The organism is Bradyrhizobium sp. McL0616 (assembly GCF_049993385.1).
Classification (GTDB): Bacteria; Pseudomonadota; Alphaproteobacteria; order Rhizobiales; family Xanthobacteraceae; genus Bradyrhizobium.
Window position 1 is genome coordinate 2,047,242 of record NZ_CP188255.1, and the last position, 22,008, is coordinate 2,069,249.

A 22,008-nucleotide genomic window follows, 5' to 3' on the forward strand; every position below is an offset into this window, starting at 1 on the left:
TCCTAGCGCGGCTTGATCTCTGCATATTTCGCCATCGCCTTCTCGAACTTCCGCTTGAACAGCCACATCGCGCCGAGAATCTCACGGAAGCTGGCTGAGCTCCGCGCCCGGTCGGCCTGCCCGAAGGCGAAGATGCTGTTGTTGCGCAAGTGTTTCATGATGGTGGGACTGGACACCCTGTAGCCGAGCAGATCGCCTGACTTGAGCGCGGACCGCGTCGGTGTCGGGATGATCTGGATCAGCTCGAACAGCTTCATCTGGTCGATCGGATCGGGCAGTGTCTTCACGATCGCGGGGATCTCGGCAAACAGCTCTGCATGCGCGTTCATCAGGCCGTCGCGCACGTTGGTCCAGTGGTTGAAGCGGAAGTCGGTGCCGCGGGCTCGCGCTTCCTCCTTGTCGTCGCGCGCGCTCAGCCCGGGATCGGTCGCCGCGATCGCGCCCTTGATGGCCTCCCATTTTCTCCGGCCGTTGCGGTCCTCGGACGGCCCGGTCTGCAAGCTGCCCATATAGGTGTTCGAGCGCCCGTTGCGGACGTTCTGCTTGCCGTTGGTCTCGGCGAAGAACAGCCCGAGGCTGATCCGGCCGGCTGCGTCGGCGTAGGCCGGTGCAAGCCCCTTGGCGCGCGCGATCGCCGCGGCGAGATCGACGACGTCCTTGAACGGCGTCGCCGAGTTCTGCGCATTGGCGGGCGGCGCCTCCATGATCTCGAACAGCAGAGCGTATTCGTCGACCAGCGGCTCGATCTCGGCATCGAAATAGGCCGGCGGAATTTCGAACTTGTTGGGCTTCCCGATCCTCGACGGCACGGCGTCGGTGAGATCCTTGTAGCTACTGATCACCGCGACGCGCGCCAGATAGAGCGCCTGGCCCGGCAGGTTCGGCAGCGGCTGCTTTGCTTCGATCTGGCTGCGCCGCTCGGCAAGGATGGATTTGAAATCGCCGAGCGCGCGATCGTAGGCCGCAAGCGCATCCGATTGCTTCGCTGTGAGCGTTTGCGCCTGGCTCACGGAGAACGATGTGAGGATCAGACCGAGCGCCGCTATGGCTGCGGTGGCATGACGTCGTGCACGCATGGCCGGTTCCCCCAACGATTCGTCAGTCGGGGGATCGTAAGCATCAGATGCGAGGGCTGGCGAGATGGAATCCGATCCGGCCGCCTAGTCGTTGGCTTCCGGCGGCAGGAAGTCGACCTCGTGCAGGGCCGAGATGCGCACGACCTCGGCCGGGTCGGTCAGATTGTGGAGCTGGGTGAATAGCGCCTCCAGCTTCTGCATCGGGGAGACCCAGAACAGCGCGCGGGCCGGTTTGTCGGATTTGTTGAAATAGCCGTGCGGGATGCCGCGCGGCAGGCGCACGAGATCGCCGGCGTGGGCCTTGACCCATTTGCCGTCGAGCTTGAGGTCGAGCGTGCCCTCCTGCACCAGGATGAATTCGTCCTGGGTCGGATGGATGTGCACCGGCACGAACTGGCCCGGTTCGCTGTTGGTCTCGAATGCGAAGGTGGATTCGGTGACGGCCTTGGGGAAATAGACCTGGCCCAGGATGTTCCAGCTCTTGCCGCCATAGCCCGTGCCGTTTGCGGTAATGCCTTTTTCGAGTGCAGTCATGGCTCGCCTCCAAAGGAATTTTGCCGGTGTCGGAGTTTTGCCCAGGCGCCGCGCGAAGTCCATCCGCCAGCTACCGCCCGTCGTGATCAGAGCCCTGCTGGCGCAAAAAGGCTTCAACCTCGGCCTGCACCGAGTAGGGCGTCGGGATCGGGTCGCCTGCGGCATCGACGGCGGTGTCGAGGGAGCGGCGCAGCATGCGCGCGAGCTCGGCCTTGCGGTAGGGCTTTGCCAGCAGCGGCGCGCTCATTGTGGCACGTCCCTGTGCATGCGAGTCGTAGGCATAGCCCGACGTGAACAGCACTCGCAGCGAGGGCCGCGCGGCCACCATCTGCTCGGCGAGCTCCCGCCCGTTGAGGCTGCCGGCCATCACGATGTCGGTGAAGAGCAAGTCGAACGGCGTGCCCTCGGCCGCGATGGCGAGCGCTTCGGTCGCATTGGCGGCGGGGACGACCCTGTAGCCGAGGCTCTCGAGCTGGACCGTGACGTAGTGGCGGACGTCGCGATCGTCCTCGACGCAAAGGATAGTTTCCGTGCCGCCCACGACCTTGCGTTCGTCATAGCCTGCGGGGCGGAGCGTGCTGGTTTCGGCCTTGGGCAAATAGATCGTGAATGTCGTGCCGCGGCCTTCCGCGGAATTGACCTTGATGCCGCCGCCGGACTGCTTGACGAAGCCGAACACCATGCTGAGCCCGAGCCCCGTGCCCTTGCCGACCTCCTTGGTCGAGAAGAACGGGTCGAAGATCCGCTCGAGGATGGCTTGCGGCATGCCGGTGCCGTTGTCGGCGATCTCGATCTCGACATAGTCGCCGGCATAGCCGGCGCCGACCGCGACGGCTTCGCGCACGCCGAACACGACGTTGCGCGTCGTCAGCGTGAGCCTGCCGCCGTCCAGCATCGCGTCGCGGGCGTTGATCGCGAGGTTGAGCAGCGCCGAGCTCAATTGTCCGCGGTCGGCGAAGGCGAGCCAGATCTTGCCGTCGAGCCGTGTCACGATCTCGATCTTCTTGTCGAAGGTCGCCAGCAGCAGTTTTGCGAGCTCTTCGAGCAGTTCATTGACGCCGATCTCGGCCGGTTGCAGCGCCTGCTTGCGCGCAAAGGACAGCAGGCTCGATGTCAGCGCGGCGCCGCGGTCGGCGGCTTCGCTGATCAGCTTGGTGATGGTCGCAAGCGGCGGGTTGTCCTTCACGGCATCGGCGAGGATCTCGATCGTGCCCGTGATCACCGTTAGCATGTTGTTGAATTCGTGCGCGATGCCGCCGGTGAGCTGGCCGACCGCCTCCATTTTCTGGGCCTGGATCAACTGCTCTTCGGAGGCGCGCTTTTGCGTCACGTCCTTGACGAAATTGTTGATGATGGTGCGGCCGCCGAGGCGAAGCGCCGTGCTCGAGGCCTCGATCAGGATCTCGTCGCCGTTCCGGTGCAGCAGGCTTGCCTCGAAGCGGATGCCGATCGGGGTATCCGACAATTCCGGCAGGAGCCGCATCATGCGCTGCCGAAAGCCGTCGCGGAGCGGCTCGGCGATGAGGAGCTCGACGACGTCGGCGCCGAGCGCCTCCTGCCGCGACCATCCGGTCAAGGCCTCGGCCTGCAGGCTCCACTCTAGGACGATGCCGGTTTCGTCAGTCTGAACGAAGGCATCGAGCGCGGTCTTGATGACGGCTTGCGTCATCTGTGCGCCGTCCGCGCGCGCTTGCGCGTACCCGGCCGCCAGCGCGGCGGCGCGCTTGTCCTGTGCTATCTCGATCGAGCCGGCGCAGAGGCGAGCGACCACCATCGCGACGACAGCGCTCGCCAGCAGGGCGACGATCTGGGCCATGCCAAACGCGCTCGTAACGGCATAGGAGGCGACGAGGGCCACAGCAGTCACGATGGCCTGCGCGGCGATCGCGAGTGTCAGAAGCCCCCTGAGTTTCATGCTCTCACACCAAAGACTTCAGCCGCGGACTGCCCCGGCCGCGCTGCCGAGGAGTCCGGCATCTCGTGAGCTACAGATTCCGTGCCGCTCCGTCGAGGGGCAATTTACTGCGGAGCCGAGCGGCGAGGGCTTTAACCTGCGGGCGAATCAGTCTGGCGCAGCGTTGTGACCCAGATCACGCGCGCTGCGTGCTGGGTCGGGTTGTCGAACATGTGCGGCACGATGCTCGGAAAGCGGAAACTGTCGCCGGCCTCGAGCAGATGGGCCTGGTTGTCGAGCCAGAGCCGCAGGCTGCCGGACAGAATGTAGCCGGCCTTCTCACCGGTGTGCTGGAGGAAGTCGGTGCCGGACGAGGCGCCGGGATTGAGGGTGAGCTCGTAGAGTTCGAGCTGGCCTGTGTCAGCCGGTGTCAGCGCTTCCTTGACGACGCCGCTGGCGGTGAGCCGCAGCAGGCGCCGGTTGTTCTTGCGCACGATGTAGCGCTGCACGTCGGCGGGATCGCTGGTCTCGAAGAAGTAGGAGATGGGCACGTCGAGCGCGATGCTGAGCAGGCGCAGCGTGCGGATCGACGGCATGGCGCGCGCGCGCTCGAGCTGGCTGATCATGCCGTTGGAGAGGCCGGTCTTGGTTGCGACATCCTGGATCGAGAGGCCGGCCCGCTGTCGCAACAGCCGCACAGTCTCGCCGAGGCGCTGGTCGACCGCATCGTCGGCCTCGATCGTCGGGGCGTCCTTCGGAGGCTTCGTATCGCCGCGACCATCCATGTCGCTCTCCCATGCATTGCCTCGCCGCCGGAATGGCCGGCGGCGCTCAGTCAGAGTGAAAACGTCGCGCATCCTAGCAATCCGATTGACAGCTGTATTTAGTCATGATGAACTTTTGATCGAAAAATGTAGAAGCACTAAAGCCCACTCCTGCCCCCGCCGGGGTTTCGGGGGCGCGGGAGAGGTGCCGCGTGCGGGAACGGAGACTGGTCATGGCAGACAGCACCGGCAAGTTCGGCGTTGGAGCAGTGCATCTCGGCATTCCGAATCGCCGTCAGTTTGTCCAGCTCGGCGCAGGCGCCGCGGCGGGATGGACGCTTTCAGGCAACGCCTTCGCCCAGACCGAGCGTCCGAGCAATCCGCCGGACAAGCCGCGCGGGCAGGTGATCGCCGGGCTGTCGCAGGAGCCGACGGTCTTTCATCCGCTGATGCCCGGCATCGAGGTTGATCAGGGCGTCTGGTGGCAGGTGTTCTCGCCGCTCTGGTTCATCGATCCCGACGGCAAGTTCGTTCCCGACCTCGCGCGCGAAGTCCCGACGATCGAGAACGGCGGCCTTTCAGCCGACGGCCTGACCTGGAAGATCAAGCTGCGCAGCGACGTGAAGTGGCACGACGGCACGGCGTTCACGGCCGACGACGTCAAGTTCTCGCTCGATCTGATCAACAACCCCGATTTCCGCGTCCGCAACCGCGTTGGCCACAACCTGGTCAAGGACATCACGATCGTTGCGCCCGACGAGATCCACTGGCGAATGGAAGCTCCCTATTCGCCTTACATGTCGATCCTGTCGCTCACCTTCATCGTGCCCAAGCACATTCTCGAGAAGGTATCGGATCCGAACGCCTCGCCGTTCCACAATGCGCCGGTCGGCACCGGACCGTTCCGCTGGGGCGAGCGCGTGCCCGGCGACCACATCTTGTTCAATGCCTATACCGGCTACCACGGCAAGGGACCCTACGTCGAACGCGTGGTCTTCAAATACATCCCGGACCTCACCGTTCTCTACACCCAGTTCCGCACCGGCCAGGTCGACTACACCGGCCTGCAAGGCATCTTGCCAAACTTCGTGCAGGAGGCGAAGACGCTGAAGGGCCGCAAGATCTTCGTCTCCGCGATGCCCTCGGTCGAGCACATCGCGCCCAATCTGGAGTTCGGTCCTTTTGCCGATCGTGCGGTACGTGAGGCGCTCTATCTCGCCATCAACAAGCAGGCGATCATCGATGCGCTCAACTACGGCCTGCCGACGCAGACCGAAAGCTTCGTGCCGCAGCAGGCGTGGTCGTTCCAGCAGGGCCTGCCGCAGCACGAGTACAATCCGACCAAGGCCAATGCGCTGCTCGATGCGGCCGGATGGGCGCGCGGCTCTAACGGCATCCGCGAGAAGGGCGGCGTCAAGCTCGAGTTCACGAATTCGACGACGTCAGGCAATGCGGTGCGCGAGCAGACCCAGCAGCTCCTGATCCAGGACTGGCGCGCGATTGGTGCGACGATGCGCGTCAACAACATGCCGGCCGCCGTGATCTGGGGGGATTTCTGGCAGCAGTCGAAATTCAATTCGGTGATCGTGGGAGTGAACTTCATGCTGGGCAGCGACCCCGATGTGACGCCGCGCTTCGGTTCCGGCGCGATTCCCGCCAAAGGCGGCCGCGGTTACAATACCTATCAATACAACAGCCCGGAGGCCGATCGCCTGCTCGCCGAGGGCGCGAAACAATTCGATCTGGCGCAGCGCAAGACCATCTATGGCAATCTGCAAAAGCTGATCCGCAACGATCTGGCGATCTTGCCGCTGTTCCAGGGCTTCATCGCCGAAGGCGTCAAGGAAGGGCTGCAAGGCTTCCGCCCCAATATCAACACGTCGATCAATAGCTGGAACATCCGCGAATGGTACTGGGCCTGATGCGTCCGGCGCGCGGAATCGCCTGAGATGGCCCGTTACGTCGCCAATCGCCTCGCGCAGGCGGTGATGCTGCTGGTGATCGTCTCGGCGATCGGCTTTGCCATCCTGCATCTGGCGCCGGGCGGTCCGCTCTCGCAATACGCGGCGTCTGCGCAGATGACGCAGGAGGATCTCGATCGCGTCACGAAGCAGCTCGGGCTGGATCGTCCGCTGCCGGTCCAATATCTCGACTGGTTCGGCCGCATGCTCAGAGGTGATTGGGGCAAGTCGTATCGCGACGGCGAGGCGGTCCTGTCCGTGATCTCGTCGCATCTCGGCGCCACGCTGGAGCTGATGGCGACGGCCACCATCATCGCGGTGCTGCTCGGCTGCTGGATCGGCATACTCGGTGCGCTGCGCCGCTATTCGCTGTTCGATACGCTCGCAACCGTTGGCGCCATGATCGCGCTGTCGATCCCGACCTTCTGGTTCGGGCTCGTCACCATCTACGTGTTCTCGGTGAAGCTCGGCTGGCTGCCGGCCGGCAACCGCGAGACCGTCGGTGACGGCTCCCTGCTCGACCTGCTGCATCATCTCATCGCGCCGGCTTTGGTGCTGGCGCTGGTCGAGACCGCGATGTGGGGCCGCTTCATGCGCTCCTCGATGCTCGAGGTCATCAACCAGGACTACATCCGCACTGCGCGCGCCAAGGGCATGCCGGAATGGCGTATCCTCACCGTGCACGCTTTGCGCAACGCGCTGCTGCCGATGATCACGGTGGCCGGCCTCCAGTTTCCGACGCTGCTCGGCGGCGCGCTGGTCGCCGAGACCGTGTTCACCTGGCCCGGCATGGGCCGTCTCTTTCTCGATTCCATCGGCTATCGCGATTACCCCGTGGTGATGGGCATCCTGATGTTCTCGGCAATGATGGTGCTGATCGGCTCGCTGCTGGCCGACATCTTCTATGCCGTCGTCGATCCGCGTATCCGGGTGGGCTAGGCGATGACGATCGCGACCCTCTCCACGGACCAGCCCGCGCCCGGCCAGGCGGCGTGGCGGCGATTCCGCCGGCACCGGCTCGCGCTCGCGGGTGCCGTGATCATTCTGGTTCTCCTACTCGGGTCGGTGCTTGGTCCTTATCTTTTGCCGTTCGACGACACCTATATCGACATCATGAAGCGGTTCGCGCCGCCGTTCTCGGGTGCACACATCCTCGGCACGGACGAGCTCGGCCGCGATGTGCTGGCGCGGCTGATGATGGGCGGGCGGGTGTCGCTCTCAATCGGCATCGTCGCGATGGTAATGGCGATGGCGGTCGGCATCGTCGTCGGCGCCTTCGCCGGCTTCTATGGCGGCGTGGTCGGGGCGGTGCTGATGCGGCTCGTCGATGCCGTGCTGTGCTTTCCGACCATCTTCCTGCTGCTCGCGCTTGCGGCGCTGACCGAGCCGGGCCTCGTCACGACCACGGTGTTGATCGCGGCCACCGCGTGGATGGCTGTTGCCCGCGTCGTCGAGGCCCAGGTGCGCTCGCTACGCGAACGCGAATTTGCAGTCGCGGCGCTCGCCTTCGGCTCGTCGAATCTGCGGATCATGTTCCGTGAGCTCGTGCCCAATGCAACGGCGCCGATCGTGGTGGCAGCCACGTTGAATGTTGCGAAAGCGATCCTGCTGGAATCCTATGTCAGCTATCTCGGCTACGGCATCCAGCCGCCGGCCGCGAGCTGGGGCAACATGCTCAACAACGCGCAGATCTATCTCACCAGCGCGCCGTGGCTCGCGATCGCGCCGGGCCTCGCCATCACGCTTGCGGTGACGAGCTTCAACTTCCTCGGCGATGGCCTGCGCGATGCGCTCGATCCGCGAATGAACATCCCATGATCTGCAAACTAGCGACGAGCCAATTTACTTTGTTCGAACTGAATAGCTGGAGTGTCCGATGTCCCCGCCGCTCAACCGTATAAACAGCGATGAACGCCTGCCGGCACAGGTGGATGTCGTCGTCATCGGCGGCGGCGTCATCGGTGTCTCCGCGGCCTATCATCTCGCGAAGAAGGGGCTTTCCGTCGCCCTGGTCGAAAAGGGGCATGTCGGCGGCGAGCAGTCGAGCCGCAATTGGGGCTGGTGCCGCCAGCAGGGGCGCGCGCGTGAAGAAATTCCACTGGCTCGCGAGGCGCTGCGGCTGTGGGACGACATGCAGAACGATGCCGGCGTCGATGCCGGCTTCCGTCGCACTGGCGTCTTGTTCCTCACCAAGAGCGAGGACGAACTCGCCAGCTGGGAGCGCTGGGCGGCGATGGCGCGCGAGCAGCAGGTGCATTCGACGGTCCTGACGCCGGCGGAGATCGCCGAACGTCTGCCCGGCAATGCCGAGACATGGGTCGGCGGCCTGCACACCCCGAGCGACGGGCGCGCCGAGCCGTCGATGGCTGTGCCGGCGCTTGCGACGGCCGCGCGAAAACATGGCGTCACCATCCATCAGGGCTGCGCCGCGCGTGGGCTGGAGACGCAGGGCGGCCGCGTCAGCGCCGTCGTCACCGAGAAGGGCACCATCCGCACGCAATCCGTGCTGCTGTCGGGCGGCGCGTGGTCGTCGCTGTTCTGCCGGCGCCACGGCATCGAGCTGCCGATCGGCCTCGTCAATGCCACCGCATGCCGGACCACGCCGGGGCCGGAGATCACATCGGGCGCACTCGGCACCGACTTCTACTGCATCCGACGCCGCCTCGACGGCGGATTTACGCTCGCGCTGCGCAACCGCGGCACGGTCGAGCTGTCGCCCGACCTGTTCCGCTATGCGCGCACCTTCTGGCCGACCTATCTGCATCGTCGCAACGGCTTGAAGATATCGTTCGGAAAGTCGTTCTTCGACCAGATCGTGCGCGGCACGAGCTGGGGTTTTGACAAGCCGTCGCCATTCGAGACCGAGCGCGTCCGCGATCCTGCGCCGGACATGTCGTTGGTCAATGCGGCGCTCGCCTCGCTGATCAAGTCGAACCCCGAATTAAAGGACATCGAGATCGCGGAGGCCTGGGGCGGCACCATCGACTGCACGCCGGACACCATTCCGGTGATCTCGCCGGTTGATGCGCTCCCTGGCTTCTTCCTTGCCACCGGCTTCTCCGGCCACGGCTTTGGCATTGGCCCCGCCGCTGGCAAGCTCGCCGCCGACATCGTGACGGGTTCGACGCCGCTGGTCGATCCCGCGGCCTACAGCCACAAGCGGCTGATCGACGGCCGGCGCCTCGCGCCGGTCAGCCCGTTCTGAGAGTTTTGCGGCATGACGGTTCTCTACAAGGCCAACATGGTGCGCGGTGCGGAGTGGGCGACCTTCTTCGCGGAGCGCGCACCACATCTGCCGTTCCGGCTCTGGCCTGACATCGGCGATCCCGCAGACGTGCGCTATCTGGTGGCATGGGTGCCGCCGGACGACATCGCGACGAATTTTCCGAATCTCGAACTCGTCTTTTCGGTCGGCGCGGGCGTCGACCAGTTCGACGCGACAAAAGTTCCACTGCACATCCCGCTCGTGCGTATGCTGGAGCCGGGCATCGCCGAGACCATGGTCGAATACGTCACCATGTCCGTGCTCGCGCTGCATCGCGATCTCCTGCACTTCATGGCCCAGCGGAAGGAGCAGGTCTGGCGCGAGATCCGGATCACGCCAGCGAAGCGGCGGCGTGTCGGCGTGATGGGGCTCGGTCAGCTCGGCCAGGCCGTGCTCGACCGCCTCAAGACGTTCGGCTTTCCGCTTCTCGGCTGGAATCGCTCGCCGCGCGAGATCGAAGGCGTCACCTGCTATGCAGGTACGGAGAAGTTGTCCGAGTTCCTCTCGCAGAGCGACATTCTCATCTGCCTGCTGCCTTTGACCGATGACACCCGCGGCATTCTCAATACAGACCTGTTCGCGCGCCTGCCGCGCGGCGCTTCTCTCGTCAATGTCGGGCGCGGCCCGCATCTCGTCGAAGCCGATTTCCTCGCCGCACTCGACAGCGGCGCGGTATCGGGGGCCGTGCTCGACGTCACCGATCCCGAGCCGCTGCCCGCGGGCCATCCGTTCTGGAACCATCCGCGCATCCTGCTCACACCGCACAATGCCAGCATGACGAGCCCGGACACGGCCGTCGACTACGTGCTCGACGTCATCGCACGTCACGGCCGCGGCGAGGAATTGCCGGGGCGTGTCGATCGCCGTCGCGGCTATTAGGGCTTTGGCATGAGCATCGGCGCAAACGCACCCGACCAAGTCGCTGCCGAGATGCAGGCGCCCGTGCTCTCGGTTGCCGGCCTGACCACGTCCTTCATGCGCGAACGGCAATGGATTCCTGTCGTCCGCAACGTGTCGTTCGACATCGCCCCCAAGGAAACCGTGGCGATCGTGGGCGAGTCCGGTTCGGGCAAGAGCGTCAGCGCGCTCTCCATCATGCGGCTCATTCCGAAGGAGAGCGGTCGCATCGAGGGGCGCGTCACGCTCGCCGGTCGCGATCTGATGATGCTGCCCGAAGCGAGCATGAAGAATATTCGTGGCAATGAGATTGCCATGATCTTCCAGGAGCCGATGACGAGCCTCAATCCGGTGCTCACCATCGGCTTCCAGATTGCGGAGGCGCTGATCCAGCATCGCGGCCTGTCGCGGGCGGCGGCCGAGGCCGAGACCATCCGCCTGCTCGACCGCGTCCGCATCCCCGCGGCAAAATCGCGGTTTCACGAGCATCCGCATCGTTTTTCCGGCGGCATGCGCCAGCGCGTGATGATCGCGATGGCGCTCGCCTGCAAGCCGAAGCTCCTGATCGCGGACGAGCCGACCACCGCACTCGACGTCACGATCCAGTCCCAGATCCTGGAGCTTCTGAAAGAGCTTCAGCAGGAAGAGGGGATGTCGATCCTCTTCATCACCCACGATATGGGCGTGGTCGCCGAGATCGCGGACCGCACCGTGGTGATGTATGGCGGGCAGGCGGTGGAGACGGATGCGACCGCTCGCATCTTCGCAGCTCCCTCACATCCCTACACCCGTGCGCTGCTCGCGGCGGTGCCGCGCCTTGGCTCGATGGAGGGACGCCCGCGGCCGATGCGCTTTCCGATCGTCGACAAGGTGACGGGGACATCGGACGAGCCCACGGAGACGCCAGATACGGTCTCGACCGCCGAGCGCCCGTTGCTGGAAGTCGCCAACCTCACCACGCGCTTCCCGATCCGCTCGGGATTGTTCGGCAAGGTCTCGGGCCGCGTCCACGCGGTCGAGAATATCTCCTTCACTTTGCGCGCCGGCGAGACGCTGGCGCTGGTTGGTGAATCCGGTTGCGGCAAGTCGACGACCGGCCGCTCGATCCTCAAGCTGGTCGAGCCGGACGCCGGCATCGTTCTGATCGACGGCCAGGATGTGCTTGCCATGAACGGCCGCACCTTGCGCGACTTCCGCAAGCACATGCAGATCGTGTTCCAGGATCCGTTCGCGAGCCTCAATCCGCGCATGTCGGTGGGAACGGCGATCGCAGCACCGCTGCTGGCCAACGGGCTCGCCACCGCCGCGCAGGCGCGGGAGAAGGTCGCCGATCTGCTCACGCGCGTCGGGCTGACCGCCGACATGGCCGCGCGCTTTCCGCATGAATTCTCCGGCGGCCAGCGCCAGCGCATCTGCATCGCGCGCGCGCTCGCGCTGGGACCGAAATTCATCGTCGCCGATGAGGCCGTGTCGGCGCTCGACGTCTCGGTCAAGGCGCAGGTCGTCAATCTCATGCTCGATCTTCAGGCCAGCATGGGCCTCGCCTATCTCTTCATTTCCCACGACATCGCGGTGGTCGAACGCATGAGCCATCGCGTCGCGGTGATGTATCTCGGCGAGATCGTCGAGATCGGCCCGCGCGCTGCTGTGTTCGGCAATCCCCAGCATCCCTATACCAAGAAGCTGATGGCGGCGGTGCCGGTGCCCGATCCTGCGCGCCGCGGCACCAAGCGCGAGGCTGCGAACGACGAGATCAGAAGCCCGGTGCGCGCGCCGGATTATCAGCCGCCGGTCCGGCAATATCGTGAAGTCTCACCCAGCCACGTCGTGCAGGTCTGGGGCGACGAGTGGTCGGCCTGAGGCTGCGAATGCTTTCAAGAACGCACGTTGAAAATCGCGAATTGGTTCGCCAAGCGAGTTAATAGTGCTGTCCTTCGCGATTCCGTGCCTGCGAAATCATGCTGAAATCACAGTGAAAATCATCTCGTCGCGATGCGTGCGACAGCCTGCCACAACACTTCATGTTGATGCGGTAAAACTGGACCGTTAGCCGGCAATCCGATAATGCATCGACTTCGAAGGGCCGGAGAAGACGCGCTCTTCACGGATAGGTTGACTGAAATGACACAAGCCGGCGTCTACGGACAGAGGTTCGGGCAGCGCCTGCACCTGAAGCATGCGCCGGCGCTGGTCGCGCGTTCGCTGCGCAGCGCCGAGCTCGCGGTCACTGAAGTGCGCAATGACGAGCCGACGCCGAGACTCTCAGGCTCCTTGCCTGCGGAAGATGCCTATCTCGTCAGCCTGAAACTTCGCGACTATCCGGATTGCGAGTGCTGGGAGCGGGGTAGTTGCGTTACCAAGGCGGACGTTCGCGCGGGCGCAACCTATCTCTACGATCTCAAGCGCGACCCGCGTTATGTGATCGACAAGCCGTTTCACTCGCTGTTTTTCTATTTGCCGCGCTCGGCGCTCGACGACATTGGCAGGCAGCCTGGTGCGCCGCGCATCGGCGAGCTGAGCTACGAGCCCGGTGTCGGCCATGACGACGAGGTCATCCGTCAAATCGGAGCCTCCTTGCAGCAAGGGTTGCGTCGGCCGGACGAGACCAACCAGATTTTTGTCGATCACATGATGCTCGCGCTCACGGCCCACGTCGTCCAGACCTATGGGGGACTGACGCCCGTCGCAGAGCCGAGCCGCGGCGGCCTCGCGCCATGGCAGGTGAAGCGCGCATGCGATCGGCTCGAGTCCGATCTGGCCGGCAAGGTCGCGTTGCAGCAGATCGCAGCCGACCTCGACCTTTCGGTCAGCCATTTCTCACGCGCGTTCCGGATCTCCACCGGCCTGCCGCCGCATCAATGGCTGCTGCGCCAGCGCGTGAAGGCCGCCAAGCAATTGATGACCGTTCGCGACCTGCCGTTGTCCGAGATCGCGATGTCGGCCGGATTTGCCAATCAGAGTCATTTCACGCGGGTGTTCTCGTCCATGGTCGGCGTCAGCCCTGGCGCGTGGCGTCGCGAAGCGCAAGGCGAGAGCTAAATCAGCGGCGCTTCGCCAGCGAGATTGTGTAGGCCGCGCGGCGCGCCGCAAAGATTTCGTCCGGCGGGTGGCCGATACCGTTGGCAAGATTGGCTGGATTGAAGATCGACCCGTCGCAGGCATCGTCGGCCTCAAGGCTGGTGATGACGATGGTCCCCAGCCGCACCTCCTCGCGATTGTCTTCCTCCGGCCAGCGTGTGGTCACGTCCATGGTGGGATCGCCGGGACGGTCGAGCAGCGCCATCACGTTGAAGCGGACGTCGCCGGCTGCGATTCGCCGCGCGAGATCGTCGTGCAGGAAGTCGGCGGACTTCGCCTTGGCTTCGTCCTCGCTCAGTGTGACGTCGCTGCCGACGGGCGCGACCTTGAACTTTATGAACCTCGTCTCGCCCTTCGCATTGGTCGCTGGAAAGGCGTGCACGCCCCAATAGGTCGTGCCGGCAAAGCTTCCGGGCAGGTGCCGCGCGGCGATGAAATTTGCCTGGTTCAGCGTTTCGGGATTGGCGGCGGAGAAGGCCTTGACCTTCTCCATGTCGGGCTTGCCGTCCGTTCCCGGAATGCGCGCCTTGAGGAAGGCCAGCATCTGGTCGAGCGTTCTTGCAAAATGCACCGGCGCGCTTTCCACCAGGATGTCGGAGCGGTGATCGTCGTCGCCGAGTCTGAAGCTGAAGCCGAGCAGCACGAGATTGTTGGTATCGGCGACCTTGGGATTGCCGCCGCCGACCGAGAAGCGCGCCAGCACGCGCGACGGCTTTGTGAAGCTCAGCGACCGCGTGATCTCTGCCGCGCGGTCGGACGGCGTATAGGTGCCGCGCACGCATCGCCCCTTGGCAAAGCTCGCGCGCACCCTTGGCGGATTGCCGGCGACTGCCTTCAGCACGTCGACGATCGCGGCGGGTGTTGCAGCGGCGGTTGGGAGTTCGGACATGGCGCGGTCTCCGGCTCGAACGGCGGGCCCCTGTTCTAGTCTTCGTGCCGCGCGCGTCTTTCCCAAAGCCGCGATGCTTAGTCCGATCCTGCTGAAGAAGTTCTGCGCCTACGAATTGACGTGCACGAAATCCCGCAGCAGCGGATAGATCTCGTTGTTCCAGCGCTTGCCCGAGAACACGCCGTAATGGCCGACGCCGGCCTGCATGTGGTGCACCCGGCGATAGGCGCGCACGCCGGTGCAGAGGTCTTGCGCGGCAAGCGTCTGGCCGATCGAGCAGATGTCGTCCTTCTCGCCCTCGACGGTCATCAGGCCCATGCGGCCGACGGCCTTGGTGTCCACGGGGCGTCCCCGATGCATCAGCTTGCCCTGCGGCAACAGGTGCTCCTGGAATACGTCGCGCACGGTCTCGATGTAAAACTCGGCCGGCAGGTCCATCACCGCGAAATATTCGTCGTAGAAGGTCTTGATGCTCGCGGCCTTCTCCTTCTCGCCCTTGGCGATGTGGTTGGCGAGATCCATGTGCTGCTTGATGTGGCGCTCGAGATTCATTGAGACGAAGGCGGTGAGCTGCACGAAGCCCGGATAAACCTTGCGCAGCGCGCCGCGGCATTGCACCGGCACGTAGTTGATCAGGTTCTGCTCGAACCAGTCGATCGGCCTGCTCTTGGCGAACTCGTTGACCCGGGTCGGCTGGATGCGCGTGTCGATCGGCCCCGCCATCAGCGTCAGCGTCGCCGGCCGCGAGGGATGGTTGCCTTCGCACATGATCGCGGCCGCCGCGAGTGCGGAGACTGAAGGCTGGCAGATCGCCACCATATGCGGGCGCGGGCCGAGCTGTCCGAGGAAGTCGATCAGGTGCTCGGTGTAATCGTCGAGGCCGAAGCGGCCCTCGCTGCGGGGAATGTCGCGCGGATTGTGCCAGTCGGTGATGTAGACGTCGTGGTCCTGGAGCAGCGTCTTCAAGGTGCCGCGCAGGAGTGTGGCGAAGTGGCCGGACATCGGCGCCACCAGCAGCATACGCGGCTGCTCGCCCACGCCCTGCTTCTTGAAATGCAGCAGCGAGCCGAACGGCGTAGCGTAGGCGACCTCCTCGGTGACGGCGACCTCGCGGTTGCCCACCATGACGCTGTCGATGCCGTAGGCCGGGCGGTGATAGGTGAGGGTGGAGCGCGAGATCAGCTCCAGCGCGGCCGAGAGCCGGCCGACCACCTGATCCGACATGCCCTGCGGCACCAGATGGAGGAATTTAAGCGCGGACGAGGCTCCCGCCCGCCACGGCGCTGTCAGGTCCATTTGGTTCTGAAAGGCTTGATAAAACATCGACATCATACTGAATCGCCCACCTGTCCCATGTTGCCATGCAATATCGAAGCCAAAGCTGAGTCAAATCGCCCGGAAAACTGGCACATCGCTTGCTCTTCAAGCTGAGCGAACATTTTGGGAAGCACAGGTAATGGGCACGCCTGAGGGCCGGGCAGGGTGCCGGTCACAGGCGTGAGGGAAGGGCCATATGGCGAAAGCGACACTGACCATCAGCAGCAAGAACTACTCGTCCTGGTCGCTGCGTGGCTGGCTGCTGACAAGGTTTTCCGGGCTCGATTTCGAGGAGGTCGTCACCGCGCCGGACGACGCGTCCGCGCGGGCTGAAATCCTGCTGCTGTCGTCCTCGATCCTGGTGCCGTGCCTGCGGCACGACGGCGCCACCGTCTGGGATACGCTCGCAATCGCCGAATATCTCAACGAGGCGATGCCGGACGCCGGCTTATTGCCGGCCGATCGCGTCCAGCGGGCGCATTGCCGCTCGATATGCGGCGAAATCCATTCCGGCTTCACCACGCTGCGCGCCTCGTTGCCGGTCAATCTGAAGGGACATTTCCCCGGCTTCAAGATCTGGTCGCGCGCGCAGGCCGACATCGACCGGGTCTGGGCGATCTGGCGCGACTGCCTGGAGAAGTCGGGCGGACCTTTCCTGTTCGGCGAGCAGCGCACCATGGCGGACGCGATGTACGCGCCCGTGGTGACGCGCTTCGTGACCTATAACGTCAAGCTCGAGCCGCGGCTGCAGGCCTATGCCGATACCATCATGGCCATGCCCGAGATGAAGGAATGGGTCGCGGCGGCCAAGGACGAGCCGGCCGAGATCGAGGAGCTCGAGGTCGAATATTAGGCAAAGCGCGCGCCGTCCTGCCCGTTTCGGCGGCGCAAGTGCGGGAGCGCAGGCCGCGCTTCAGGAATTAACGTTTGGGGCCGGCGACCAGCCCGGGCTCGCCCGCGCGGCTCGCAGATATGGTACGCGCGAGCGAGCCTACTTCGACATCTAGCCGTGAACAGGTGTGGACAGAGCTACACGGCTGATTCGGACGCGATTCGTTCGAACCGCGTTCCGAAGGTTAAGGCGGCGCGCGGCCCCGTCGCATTTTGAGACAGGCGCGAGCCTTCAGGCCACCCCTGTGTGCTTCATGCGCGGCAGGCGCCAGCCGATCACGGTTGCTTCCACCGCGACGCCGGCCGCGTCGTTCTGCCAGCGTCCCTCGACATAGCGGCACGCGAACGGCAGCTGATACGTTCCGCTGTGGTCCTCGCACAGCACTTCGACCGGAAGGCCAGGCGGTGGTTCTCCGGCGCCATCGAATTCCGCAAGACGTCTGTCGCGCGTTGCCATTCCAAAAATCTCCCCTCATCAAGCCGCGGAAAGAGCGCCCACTTCGTCCGCGCGCGATTCACTGCTCCCCTGTCCAAAGGGAACAAGCCAAGCTCAACGCGAGAATGCGGTACGAGTGTGGTAGCTTCGAGAAGCCGCGCCCAATAGGCGCAAATTGCCGTGATTAATTTGACGAGGAACCTGGATGCCGCGACGGACTGCTGCCGTGTGTTTCACGATGTTACCGCTCGTCGCGCTGGCGCAGACGCCGTTGCACGCGCAGGACGTGCCCGGCATCGAAATCTGCACGGTCGAAAAGACCATGGAGCGGCGCACGAGCTGCCTCCAGAGCAATGTCGATTTTCTCCAGAAGACGATCACGAAGCTCAACCTCGATCATCAGCAGAAGATCGACGCCGCCAATCGCCAGATCGATGCATTGAAGGTGACGCTCGCCGGCTTGCAGAAGACGCTCGGCGATCTCCAGACGGCGCAGGCGAAGACGGCGGAGGATGTGAGGAAGAAGCAGGACGCCCCGGCGCCGAAGGATGCGAAGGACAAGTAGGGTCCGACCGCAACGCCGATCAAGCCAAGCCTCTGGCGACCGCCTAAACCGGCCTCGCTTCGAACGAGAGCCCAACCACCATGAACCCAGCCCAGCGCGCGCTCTGGTATATCGAGAGCCATCTGGCCGAGCCGATGACGCTCGACGAGATCGCTGCGATATCAAGCGTGTCGCGGTTCCACATCGTGCGCGCGTTTGCCGCAGCCACCGGCCATCCGGTGATGCGTTACGTGCGCGCGCGGAGGCTGACGGAGGCTGCACGGAGCCTCGCCAGGGGTGCGCCGCACATTCTCTCACTGGCGCTGGAGGCAGACTACGGCTCGCACGAAGCATTCACCCGCGCGTTCCGCGACCGGTTTGGCACCACACCCGAAGCGGTGCGGGCCGCGACATGCGTCAACGATCTCAAGCTTCAGGAGCCGATCCTCATGGACTCCACCATGCTCGACCATCTTGCTGCGCCGCGTTTCGAAACCGCCAAAGCTTTCCTCGTCGCCGGGCTTGCCGAGCGCATGTCCTGCGACAACGGCGCGATCATTCCGGGACTATGGCACCGCTTCCATCAGGAGGTGGTCGACATCCCCGCGCGCATTGGCAATGCGGCATACGGCGTTTGCTGCAACGGCGACGATGCCGGCAATTTCGACTACATCGCCGGTGTCGAGGTCGCCGATTTCTCGGACCTCGCTCGCCGCTTCGGTCGCATCCGCATCCCCGAGCAGCGCTACGCGGTGTTCACGCACGCAGACCACGTCGCCTCGATCCGCCGCACCGTCAACACGATCTGGAATCAGTGGCTGCCGGCCTCCGGCCTGAAGGCTGCGGACGCGCCGAACTTCGAGCGCTATGACGAAAAATTCGATCCCGCGACCGGCAGTGGCGGCTTCGAGATCTGGGTGCCGGTGAAGGAGTAGGGCGGCGCAACGCTGGCATACCTGCCCGCTTGCTTGGCAAGCCGGACCTACTTTGTCATAACCGCAGGCAAATCTTGCGTGCGGGCCCGTGCCGGACATCCTGCGCAAGCCATAACAAGCAGCCGGGAGGGTCCCACCATGTCCAACGTTCGCGTTCTCGCCACCGACCTCGAATTTCCCGAAGGGCCGGTCGTGATGCCGGACGGCTCGGTGGTGCTGGTGGAAATCCGCGGCCAGCGCCTGACCCGGGTTTATCCCGACGGCCGCAAGGAGATCGTGGCCAAGGTCCCGGGCGGCCCGAACGGCGCGGCGCTTGGGCCCGACGGCAAGATCTACATCTGCAACAATGGCGGCTTCTCCTGGATCCCGACCCGCAACATGATCATGCCGGGACCGCAGCCGGACGATTATCTCGGCGGCTCGATCCAGCGCGTCGATCTGCAATCGGGCAAGGTCGAGACCGTCGTGACCAAGTGCGGCGAGCACGATCTGCGCGGACCGAATGATCTCGTCTTCGACAAGCAGGGCGGCCTCTGGTTCTCGGATCTCGGCAAACGCCGCGCGCGCGAGATGGATGTCGGCGGCATGTATTATCTGAAGCCCGGCATGAGCGAGATCGTTGAAGTCGTGCACGGCATACTGCCGGCCAACGGCATTGGTCTGTCGCCGGACGAGAACACTGTCTACATCGCGGAGACGCCGACGGGCCGGCTCTGGGCCTACGAGCTCTCCGCGCCCGGCACGCTCAAGCCGCGCGATGTGATCTATCGCGGCGAGCGGGGCAAGCCGATCTGCGGCCTCGGCGGCTATCAGATGTTCGACTCGCTCGCGGTCGAGGCAGGTGGCAATGTCTGCGTCGCCACGCTCGTCTCCGGCTGCATCTCGGTGATCGCGCCGGACGGCACCCTGGTCGAGCAGGTCCCGACCGGCGACCGCGTCACCACCAACATCGCGTTCGGCGGCCCGGAGCTCAAGACCGCCTACATCACGCTGTCCGGCAAGGGCGAACTGGTCGCCATGGACTGGCCGCGCGGCGGTTTGCCTCTCAATTTCCTAAACAAGTGAACGGTGCTAGTTACCGTCATTGCGAGCGAAGCGAAGCAATCCAGGAATGCCTCTGCGGAGACGGTCTGGATTGCTTCGTCGCTTCGCTCCTCGCAATGACAAAGGAGAAAGTCTCAAATGCCCTGGCCTGATCCCGTCACCCTGCGTGGGCAGCACGCCCGTCTCGAACCGTTGTCGCAGCAGCATCGCGAGGGGCTGGTGGAGGCCGTGAAGGACGGCGACCTCTCCACGATCTGGTACACCGCGATTCCCCTTCCTGAGAACATGGCGAAGGAAATCGACCGCCGTCTCGGTCTTCAAGTCGCGGGCTCGATGCTGCCGTTCACCGTGTTCGACGCCGGCGGCAAGATCGTAGGCCAGACCACCTACATGAATATCGATGCCGCCAACCGCCGCGTCGAGATCGGCTCGACCTGGTATGGCAAGAGTGCGCAGCGCGGTCCGCTCAACACCCAGTGCAAGCTGCTGCTGCTCACCCACGCGTTCGAGACGCTGAACTGCATCGCGGTCGAGTTCCGCACGCATTTCTTCAACCAACAGAGCCGCCGCGCGATCGAGCGCCTCGGCGCCAAGCAGGACGGCATTCTGCGCAGCCATCAGGTCGCGCCGAACGGCACGTTGCGCGACACCGTGGTCTACAGCATCACCGCCGCAGAATGGCCGACGGTGCGAACGCATTTGAATTATCAACTCAACGACAAGCCGCGCTAAGAAGCGGCCGAGGCATCATGGATAGATTTGACTATGTGATCGTCGGCGCGGGCTCGGCGGGTTGCGTGCTCACCAGCCGGCTGAGCGAGGATCCCTCAACCAGCGTTTGCGTGCTCGAGGCCGGGCCTAACGACTGGCATCCCTACATCCATCTGCCGGCGGGCTTTATCAAGACCTTCCACATGAAGAGCATCAACTGGGCCTACCAGCAGGAGGTCGGGCCCTGGACCGGCGGGCGCAGCATCTACGCGCCGCGCGGCAAGACGCTCGGCGGCTCGTCCTCGATCAACGGCCACATCTACAACCGCGGCCAGCGCATGGATTTCGACACCTGGGCGCAGATGGGCAATCGCGGCTGGGGCTATGCCGATGTGCTGCCTTACTTCCGGCGGCTGGAGAAGCGGGTCGGCGAGGGCGAGGACATTTATCGCGGCCGTGACGGCAACCTCACCGTCACCACGATGAACTGGCGCGATCCGCTCTGCGAGGCCTTTATGGAAGGCGCGGTGAGCCTCGGCATTCCGCGTAACCCCGATTACAACGGCGCGAAGCAGGAAGGCGTGTCCTACTGCCAGCGCACCATCGACAAGGGCCTGCGCGTCTCCGGCTCGACCGCGTTCCTCAAGCCCGCGATGAAGCGGCCCAACGTGCATGTGCATACGCACGCACATGCGACCGAGATCATCTTCGAGGGCAAGCGCGCCGTCGGCGTGCGCTACATGAAGGGCGGCAGCGGCGGTACGCCGGTCGAGGTCCGCGCCAACAAGGAAGTGATCCTCTCCGGCGGCACCTATAATTCGCCGCAACTGCTCCAGCTCTCCGGCATTGGCTCGCCCGATTTGCTGGGCGCCCACGGCATCCAGGTGCGTCACGCGCTGCCCGTCGGCGAAGGCCTTCAGGATCACTACGCGCCGCGCACGGTCGCCCGCGTCAAGGACATCAGAACCATCAACGAGCTCCGGCGCGGCTTCTCGCTGTGGATCGAGGCGCTGAAATGGGCCACGACGCGCGGCGGCCTGCTCTCGCTGTCGCCGACCATGGTCTATTGCTTCTGGCATTCCGGCGAGAGCGCGGACTCGTCCGACCTGCAACTCACCTTTACGCCGGCGAGCTACAAGGAAGGCGTGCAGGGCCAGCTCGAGGACGAGCCCGGCATGACGGTGGCCTCCTGGCAGCAGCGCCCCGAGAGCCGCGGCTATGTCCGCATCCGCTCCAACGATCCCTTCGCGCCGCCGATCATCCAGACCAACTATCTCGACGCCGAGCTCGACCGCCGCGTCATCGTCGGCGGCATGAAGCTCGCGCGCAGGCTTTTGAAGTCCGCGCCGCTGTCGCCCTATTACGCCTATGAGGATTTCCCCGGCCCCAACATCAACACCGACGACGAATTCCTGGCCGCCGCCACCGAACGCGGCACCACCACCTTTCACCCCGGCTGCACCTGCCGCATGGGTCCGGCGGACTCGACCTGGGCCGTCGTCGACGACCAGCTCCGCGTCCACGGGCTGGAAGGCCTTCGTGTTATCGACGCCTCGGTGATGCCGCGCATGATCTCGGCGAACTTGAATGCTTCGACCATGATGATCGCCGATCGCGCCTCGGATTTGATCCGCGGCAAGCAGCCGATGGAATCCGCGCGTGTGCCGGACGCAGCGGTGGCGTGATGCCCTTCGTCTCTCCCGGCTTGCGGGGGGAGGCCTGATCGCATCGACAGATGCGATCAGGGTGAGGGGGACTCTCCGCGAGTCGAA

General features: G+C 64.5%; 20 protein-coding genes. 13 read left to right on the forward strand and 7 right to left on the reverse strand.

All coding sequences use genetic code 11. From position 1 onward, the window contains the following. Window positions 1-2 precede the first annotated feature (2 nt). The 4 genes from ACPPVR_RS09875 to ACPPVR_RS09890 form a co-directional block, all read right to left on the reverse strand. Window positions 3-1,076, reverse strand: a complete 1,074-nt coding sequence (locus ACPPVR_RS09875; protein WP_426614038.1) for a hypothetical protein — start codon at window positions 1,074-1,076, stop codon at window positions 3-5. A gap of 84 nt (window positions 1,077-1,160) precedes the next feature. Beyond that, entirely contained in the window at window positions 1,161-1,610 is a 450-nt protein-coding gene (locus ACPPVR_RS09880; protein WP_426614039.1) for a cupin domain-containing protein, read from the reverse strand. A 70-nt stretch (window positions 1,611-1,680) separates the two neighbouring features. Then, a complete protein-coding gene (locus tag ACPPVR_RS09885) occupies window positions 1,681-3,525 on the reverse strand; it encodes an ATP-binding protein (protein WP_426614040.1) in 1,845 nt (614 codons plus the stop codon). Window positions 3,526-3,656: 131 nt separating this feature from the next. Next, complete coding sequence (locus ACPPVR_RS09890; RefSeq protein ID WP_426614041.1) at window positions 3,657-4,289, reverse strand: cupin domain-containing protein; 633 nt, start codon at window positions 4,287-4,289, stop codon at window positions 3,657-3,659. A gap of 212 nt (window positions 4,290-4,501) precedes the next feature. On the opposite strand from ACPPVR_RS09890, the gene ACPPVR_RS09895 reads away from it, so the two are divergent. The 7 genes from ACPPVR_RS09895 to ACPPVR_RS09925 all read left to right on the forward strand — a co-directional run bounded on the left by ACPPVR_RS09895 (window position 4,502) and on the right by ACPPVR_RS09925 (window position 13,430). Next, window positions 4,502-6,190, forward strand: a complete 1,689-nt coding sequence (locus tag ACPPVR_RS09895; RefSeq protein ID WP_426614042.1) for a peptide ABC transporter substrate-binding protein — start codon at window positions 4,502-4,504, stop codon at window positions 6,188-6,190. A 27-nt stretch (window positions 6,191-6,217) separates the two neighbouring features. Further along, window positions 6,218-7,168: an ABC transporter permease gene (locus ACPPVR_RS09900; protein WP_426614043.1), complete on the forward strand. Its 951-nt coding sequence runs from the start codon at window positions 6,218-6,220 to the stop codon at window positions 7,166-7,168. A 3-nt stretch (window positions 7,169-7,171) separates the two neighbouring features. After that, entirely contained in the window at window positions 7,172-8,047 is an 876-nt protein-coding gene (locus tag ACPPVR_RS09905) for an ABC transporter permease (RefSeq protein ID WP_426614044.1), read from the forward strand. A gap of 58 nt (window positions 8,048-8,105) precedes the next feature. Next, the gene (locus ACPPVR_RS09910; protein ID WP_426614045.1) at window positions 8,106-9,434 is read left to right on the forward strand and encodes an NAD(P)/FAD-dependent oxidoreductase; all 1,329 of its coding nucleotides are present in this window, start codon (window positions 8,106-8,108) and stop codon (window positions 9,432-9,434) included. Between the two features lie 12 nt (window positions 9,435-9,446). Further along, the gene (locus tag ACPPVR_RS09915) at window positions 9,447-10,373 is read left to right on the forward strand and encodes a 2-hydroxyacid dehydrogenase (RefSeq protein WP_426614046.1); all 927 of its coding nucleotides are present in this window, start codon (window positions 9,447-9,449) and stop codon (window positions 10,371-10,373) included. A gap of 9 nt (window positions 10,374-10,382) precedes the next feature. After that, complete coding sequence (locus tag ACPPVR_RS09920; RefSeq protein WP_426614047.1) at window positions 10,383-12,251, forward strand: ABC transporter ATP-binding protein; 1,869 nt, start codon at window positions 10,383-10,385, stop codon at window positions 12,249-12,251. A gap of 261 nt (window positions 12,252-12,512) precedes the next feature. Further along, window positions 12,513-13,430: a helix-turn-helix domain-containing protein gene (locus ACPPVR_RS09925; RefSeq protein ID WP_426614048.1), complete on the forward strand. Its 918-nt coding sequence runs from the start codon at window positions 12,513-12,515 to the stop codon at window positions 13,428-13,430. A 1-nt stretch (window position 13,431) separates the two neighbouring features. On the opposite strand, the gene ACPPVR_RS09930 is transcribed toward ACPPVR_RS09925, so the two are convergent. Beyond that, complete coding sequence (locus ACPPVR_RS09930; RefSeq protein WP_426614049.1) at window positions 13,432-14,358, reverse strand: catalase family peroxidase; 927 nt, start codon at window positions 14,356-14,358, stop codon at window positions 13,432-13,434. A gap of 108 nt (window positions 14,359-14,466) precedes the next feature. After that, window positions 14,467-15,690 carry a polyhydroxyalkanoate depolymerase gene (locus tag ACPPVR_RS09935; protein ID WP_426614050.1) on the reverse strand — a complete coding sequence of 408 codons (1,224 nt, stop codon included), beginning with the start codon at window positions 15,688-15,690 and terminating at the stop codon, window positions 14,467-14,469. A 181-nt stretch (window positions 15,691-15,871) separates the two neighbouring features. Here ACPPVR_RS09935 and ACPPVR_RS09940 point away from each other — a divergent pair, with 181 nt between their 5' ends. Beyond that, complete coding sequence (locus tag ACPPVR_RS09940) at window positions 15,872-16,528, forward strand: glutathione S-transferase family protein (RefSeq protein ID WP_426614051.1); 657 nt, start codon at window positions 15,872-15,874, stop codon at window positions 16,526-16,528. Window positions 16,529-16,798: 270 nt separating this feature from the next. On the opposite strand, the gene ACPPVR_RS09945 is transcribed toward ACPPVR_RS09940, so the two are convergent. Then, window positions 16,799-17,023, reverse strand: a complete 225-nt coding sequence (locus ACPPVR_RS09945) for a hypothetical protein (protein WP_409192248.1) — start codon at window positions 17,021-17,023, stop codon at window positions 16,799-16,801. Window positions 17,024-17,240: 217 nt separating this feature from the next. Here ACPPVR_RS09945 and ACPPVR_RS09950 point away from each other — a divergent pair, with 217 nt between their 5' ends. From ACPPVR_RS09950 to ACPPVR_RS09970, 5 genes are all read left to right on the forward strand, one after another. Next, window positions 17,241-17,567, forward strand: coding sequence for a hypothetical protein (locus ACPPVR_RS09950; protein WP_426614052.1), 327 nt, complete (start codon window positions 17,241-17,243; stop codon window positions 17,565-17,567). 80 nt (window positions 17,568-17,647) lie between these two features. Further along, entirely contained in the window at window positions 17,648-18,481 is an 834-nt protein-coding gene (locus ACPPVR_RS09955) for a GyrI-like domain-containing protein (RefSeq protein WP_426614053.1), read from the forward strand. A gap of 138 nt (window positions 18,482-18,619) precedes the next feature. Next, window positions 18,620-19,546, forward strand: coding sequence for an SMP-30/gluconolactonase/LRE family protein (locus ACPPVR_RS09960; RefSeq protein ID WP_426614054.1), 927 nt, complete (start codon window positions 18,620-18,622; stop codon window positions 19,544-19,546). Between the two features lie 117 nt (window positions 19,547-19,663). After that, window positions 19,664-20,257, forward strand: coding sequence for a GNAT family N-acetyltransferase (locus tag ACPPVR_RS09965; protein WP_426614055.1), 594 nt, complete (start codon window positions 19,664-19,666; stop codon window positions 20,255-20,257). A 17-nt stretch (window positions 20,258-20,274) separates the two neighbouring features. Further along, a complete protein-coding gene (locus ACPPVR_RS09970; RefSeq protein ID WP_426614056.1) occupies window positions 20,275-21,921 on the forward strand; it encodes a GMC family oxidoreductase in 1,647 nt (548 codons plus the stop codon). Window positions 21,922-22,008 lie beyond the last annotated feature (87 nt).

What these genes read in the sequence shown, in the direction of transcription:
- ACPPVR_RS09935 (WP_426614050.1), bottom strand. Translation starts at nt 15,690, where the DNA reads ATGATGTCGATGTTTTATCAAGCCTTTCAGAACCAAATGGACCTGACA.
- ACPPVR_RS09940 (WP_426614051.1), top strand. Translation starts at nt 15,872, where the DNA reads ATGGCGAAAGCGACACTGACCATCAGCAGCAAGAACTACTCGTCCTGG.
- ACPPVR_RS09910 (WP_426614045.1), top strand. Translation starts at nt 8,106, where the DNA reads ATGTCCCCGCCGCTCAACCGTATAAACAGCGATGAACGCCTGCCGGCA.
- ACPPVR_RS09925 (WP_426614048.1), top strand. Translation starts at nt 12,513, where the DNA reads ATGACACAAGCCGGCGTCTACGGACAGAGGTTCGGGCAGCGCCTGCAC.
- ACPPVR_RS09915 (WP_426614046.1), top strand. Translation starts at nt 9,447, where the DNA reads ATGACGGTTCTCTACAAGGCCAACATGGTGCGCGGTGCGGAGTGGGCG.
- ACPPVR_RS09885 (WP_426614040.1), bottom strand. Translation starts at nt 3,525, where the DNA reads ATGAAACTCAGGGGGCTTCTGACACTCGCGATCGCCGCGCAGGCCATC.
- ACPPVR_RS09965 (WP_426614055.1), top strand. Translation starts at nt 19,664, where the DNA reads ATGCCCTGGCCTGATCCCGTCACCCTGCGTGGGCAGCACGCCCGTCTC.
- ACPPVR_RS09900 (WP_426614043.1), top strand. Translation starts at nt 6,218, where the DNA reads ATGGCCCGTTACGTCGCCAATCGCCTCGCGCAGGCGGTGATGCTGCTG.
- ACPPVR_RS09880 (WP_426614039.1), bottom strand. Translation starts at nt 1,610, where the DNA reads ATGACTGCACTCGAAAAAGGCATTACCGCAAACGGCACGGGCTATGGC.
- ACPPVR_RS09930 (WP_426614049.1), bottom strand. Translation starts at nt 14,358, where the DNA reads ATGTCCGAACTCCCAACCGCCGCTGCAACACCCGCCGCGATCGTCGAC.
- ACPPVR_RS09950 (WP_426614052.1), top strand. Translation starts at nt 17,241, where the DNA reads ATGTTACCGCTCGTCGCGCTGGCGCAGACGCCGTTGCACGCGCAGGAC.
- ACPPVR_RS09955 (WP_426614053.1), top strand. Translation starts at nt 17,648, where the DNA reads ATGAACCCAGCCCAGCGCGCGCTCTGGTATATCGAGAGCCATCTGGCC.
- ACPPVR_RS09905 (WP_426614044.1), top strand. Translation starts at nt 7,172, where the DNA reads ATGACGATCGCGACCCTCTCCACGGACCAGCCCGCGCCCGGCCAGGCG.
- ACPPVR_RS09875 (WP_426614038.1), bottom strand. Translation starts at nt 1,076, where the DNA reads ATGCGTGCACGACGTCATGCCACCGCAGCCATAGCGGCGCTCGGTCTG.
- ACPPVR_RS09970 (WP_426614056.1), top strand. Translation starts at nt 20,275, where the DNA reads ATGGATAGATTTGACTATGTGATCGTCGGCGCGGGCTCGGCGGGTTGC.
- ACPPVR_RS09945 (WP_409192248.1), bottom strand. Translation starts at nt 17,023, where the DNA reads ATGGCAACGCGCGACAGACGTCTTGCGGAATTCGATGGCGCCGGAGAA.
- ACPPVR_RS09895 (WP_426614042.1), top strand. Translation starts at nt 4,502, where the DNA reads ATGGCAGACAGCACCGGCAAGTTCGGCGTTGGAGCAGTGCATCTCGGC.
- ACPPVR_RS09920 (WP_426614047.1), top strand. Translation starts at nt 10,383, where the DNA reads ATGAGCATCGGCGCAAACGCACCCGACCAAGTCGCTGCCGAGATGCAG.
- ACPPVR_RS09960 (WP_426614054.1), top strand. Translation starts at nt 18,620, where the DNA reads ATGTCCAACGTTCGCGTTCTCGCCACCGACCTCGAATTTCCCGAAGGG.
- ACPPVR_RS09890 (WP_426614041.1), bottom strand. Translation starts at nt 4,289, where the DNA reads ATGGATGGTCGCGGCGATACGAAGCCTCCGAAGGACGCCCCGACGATC.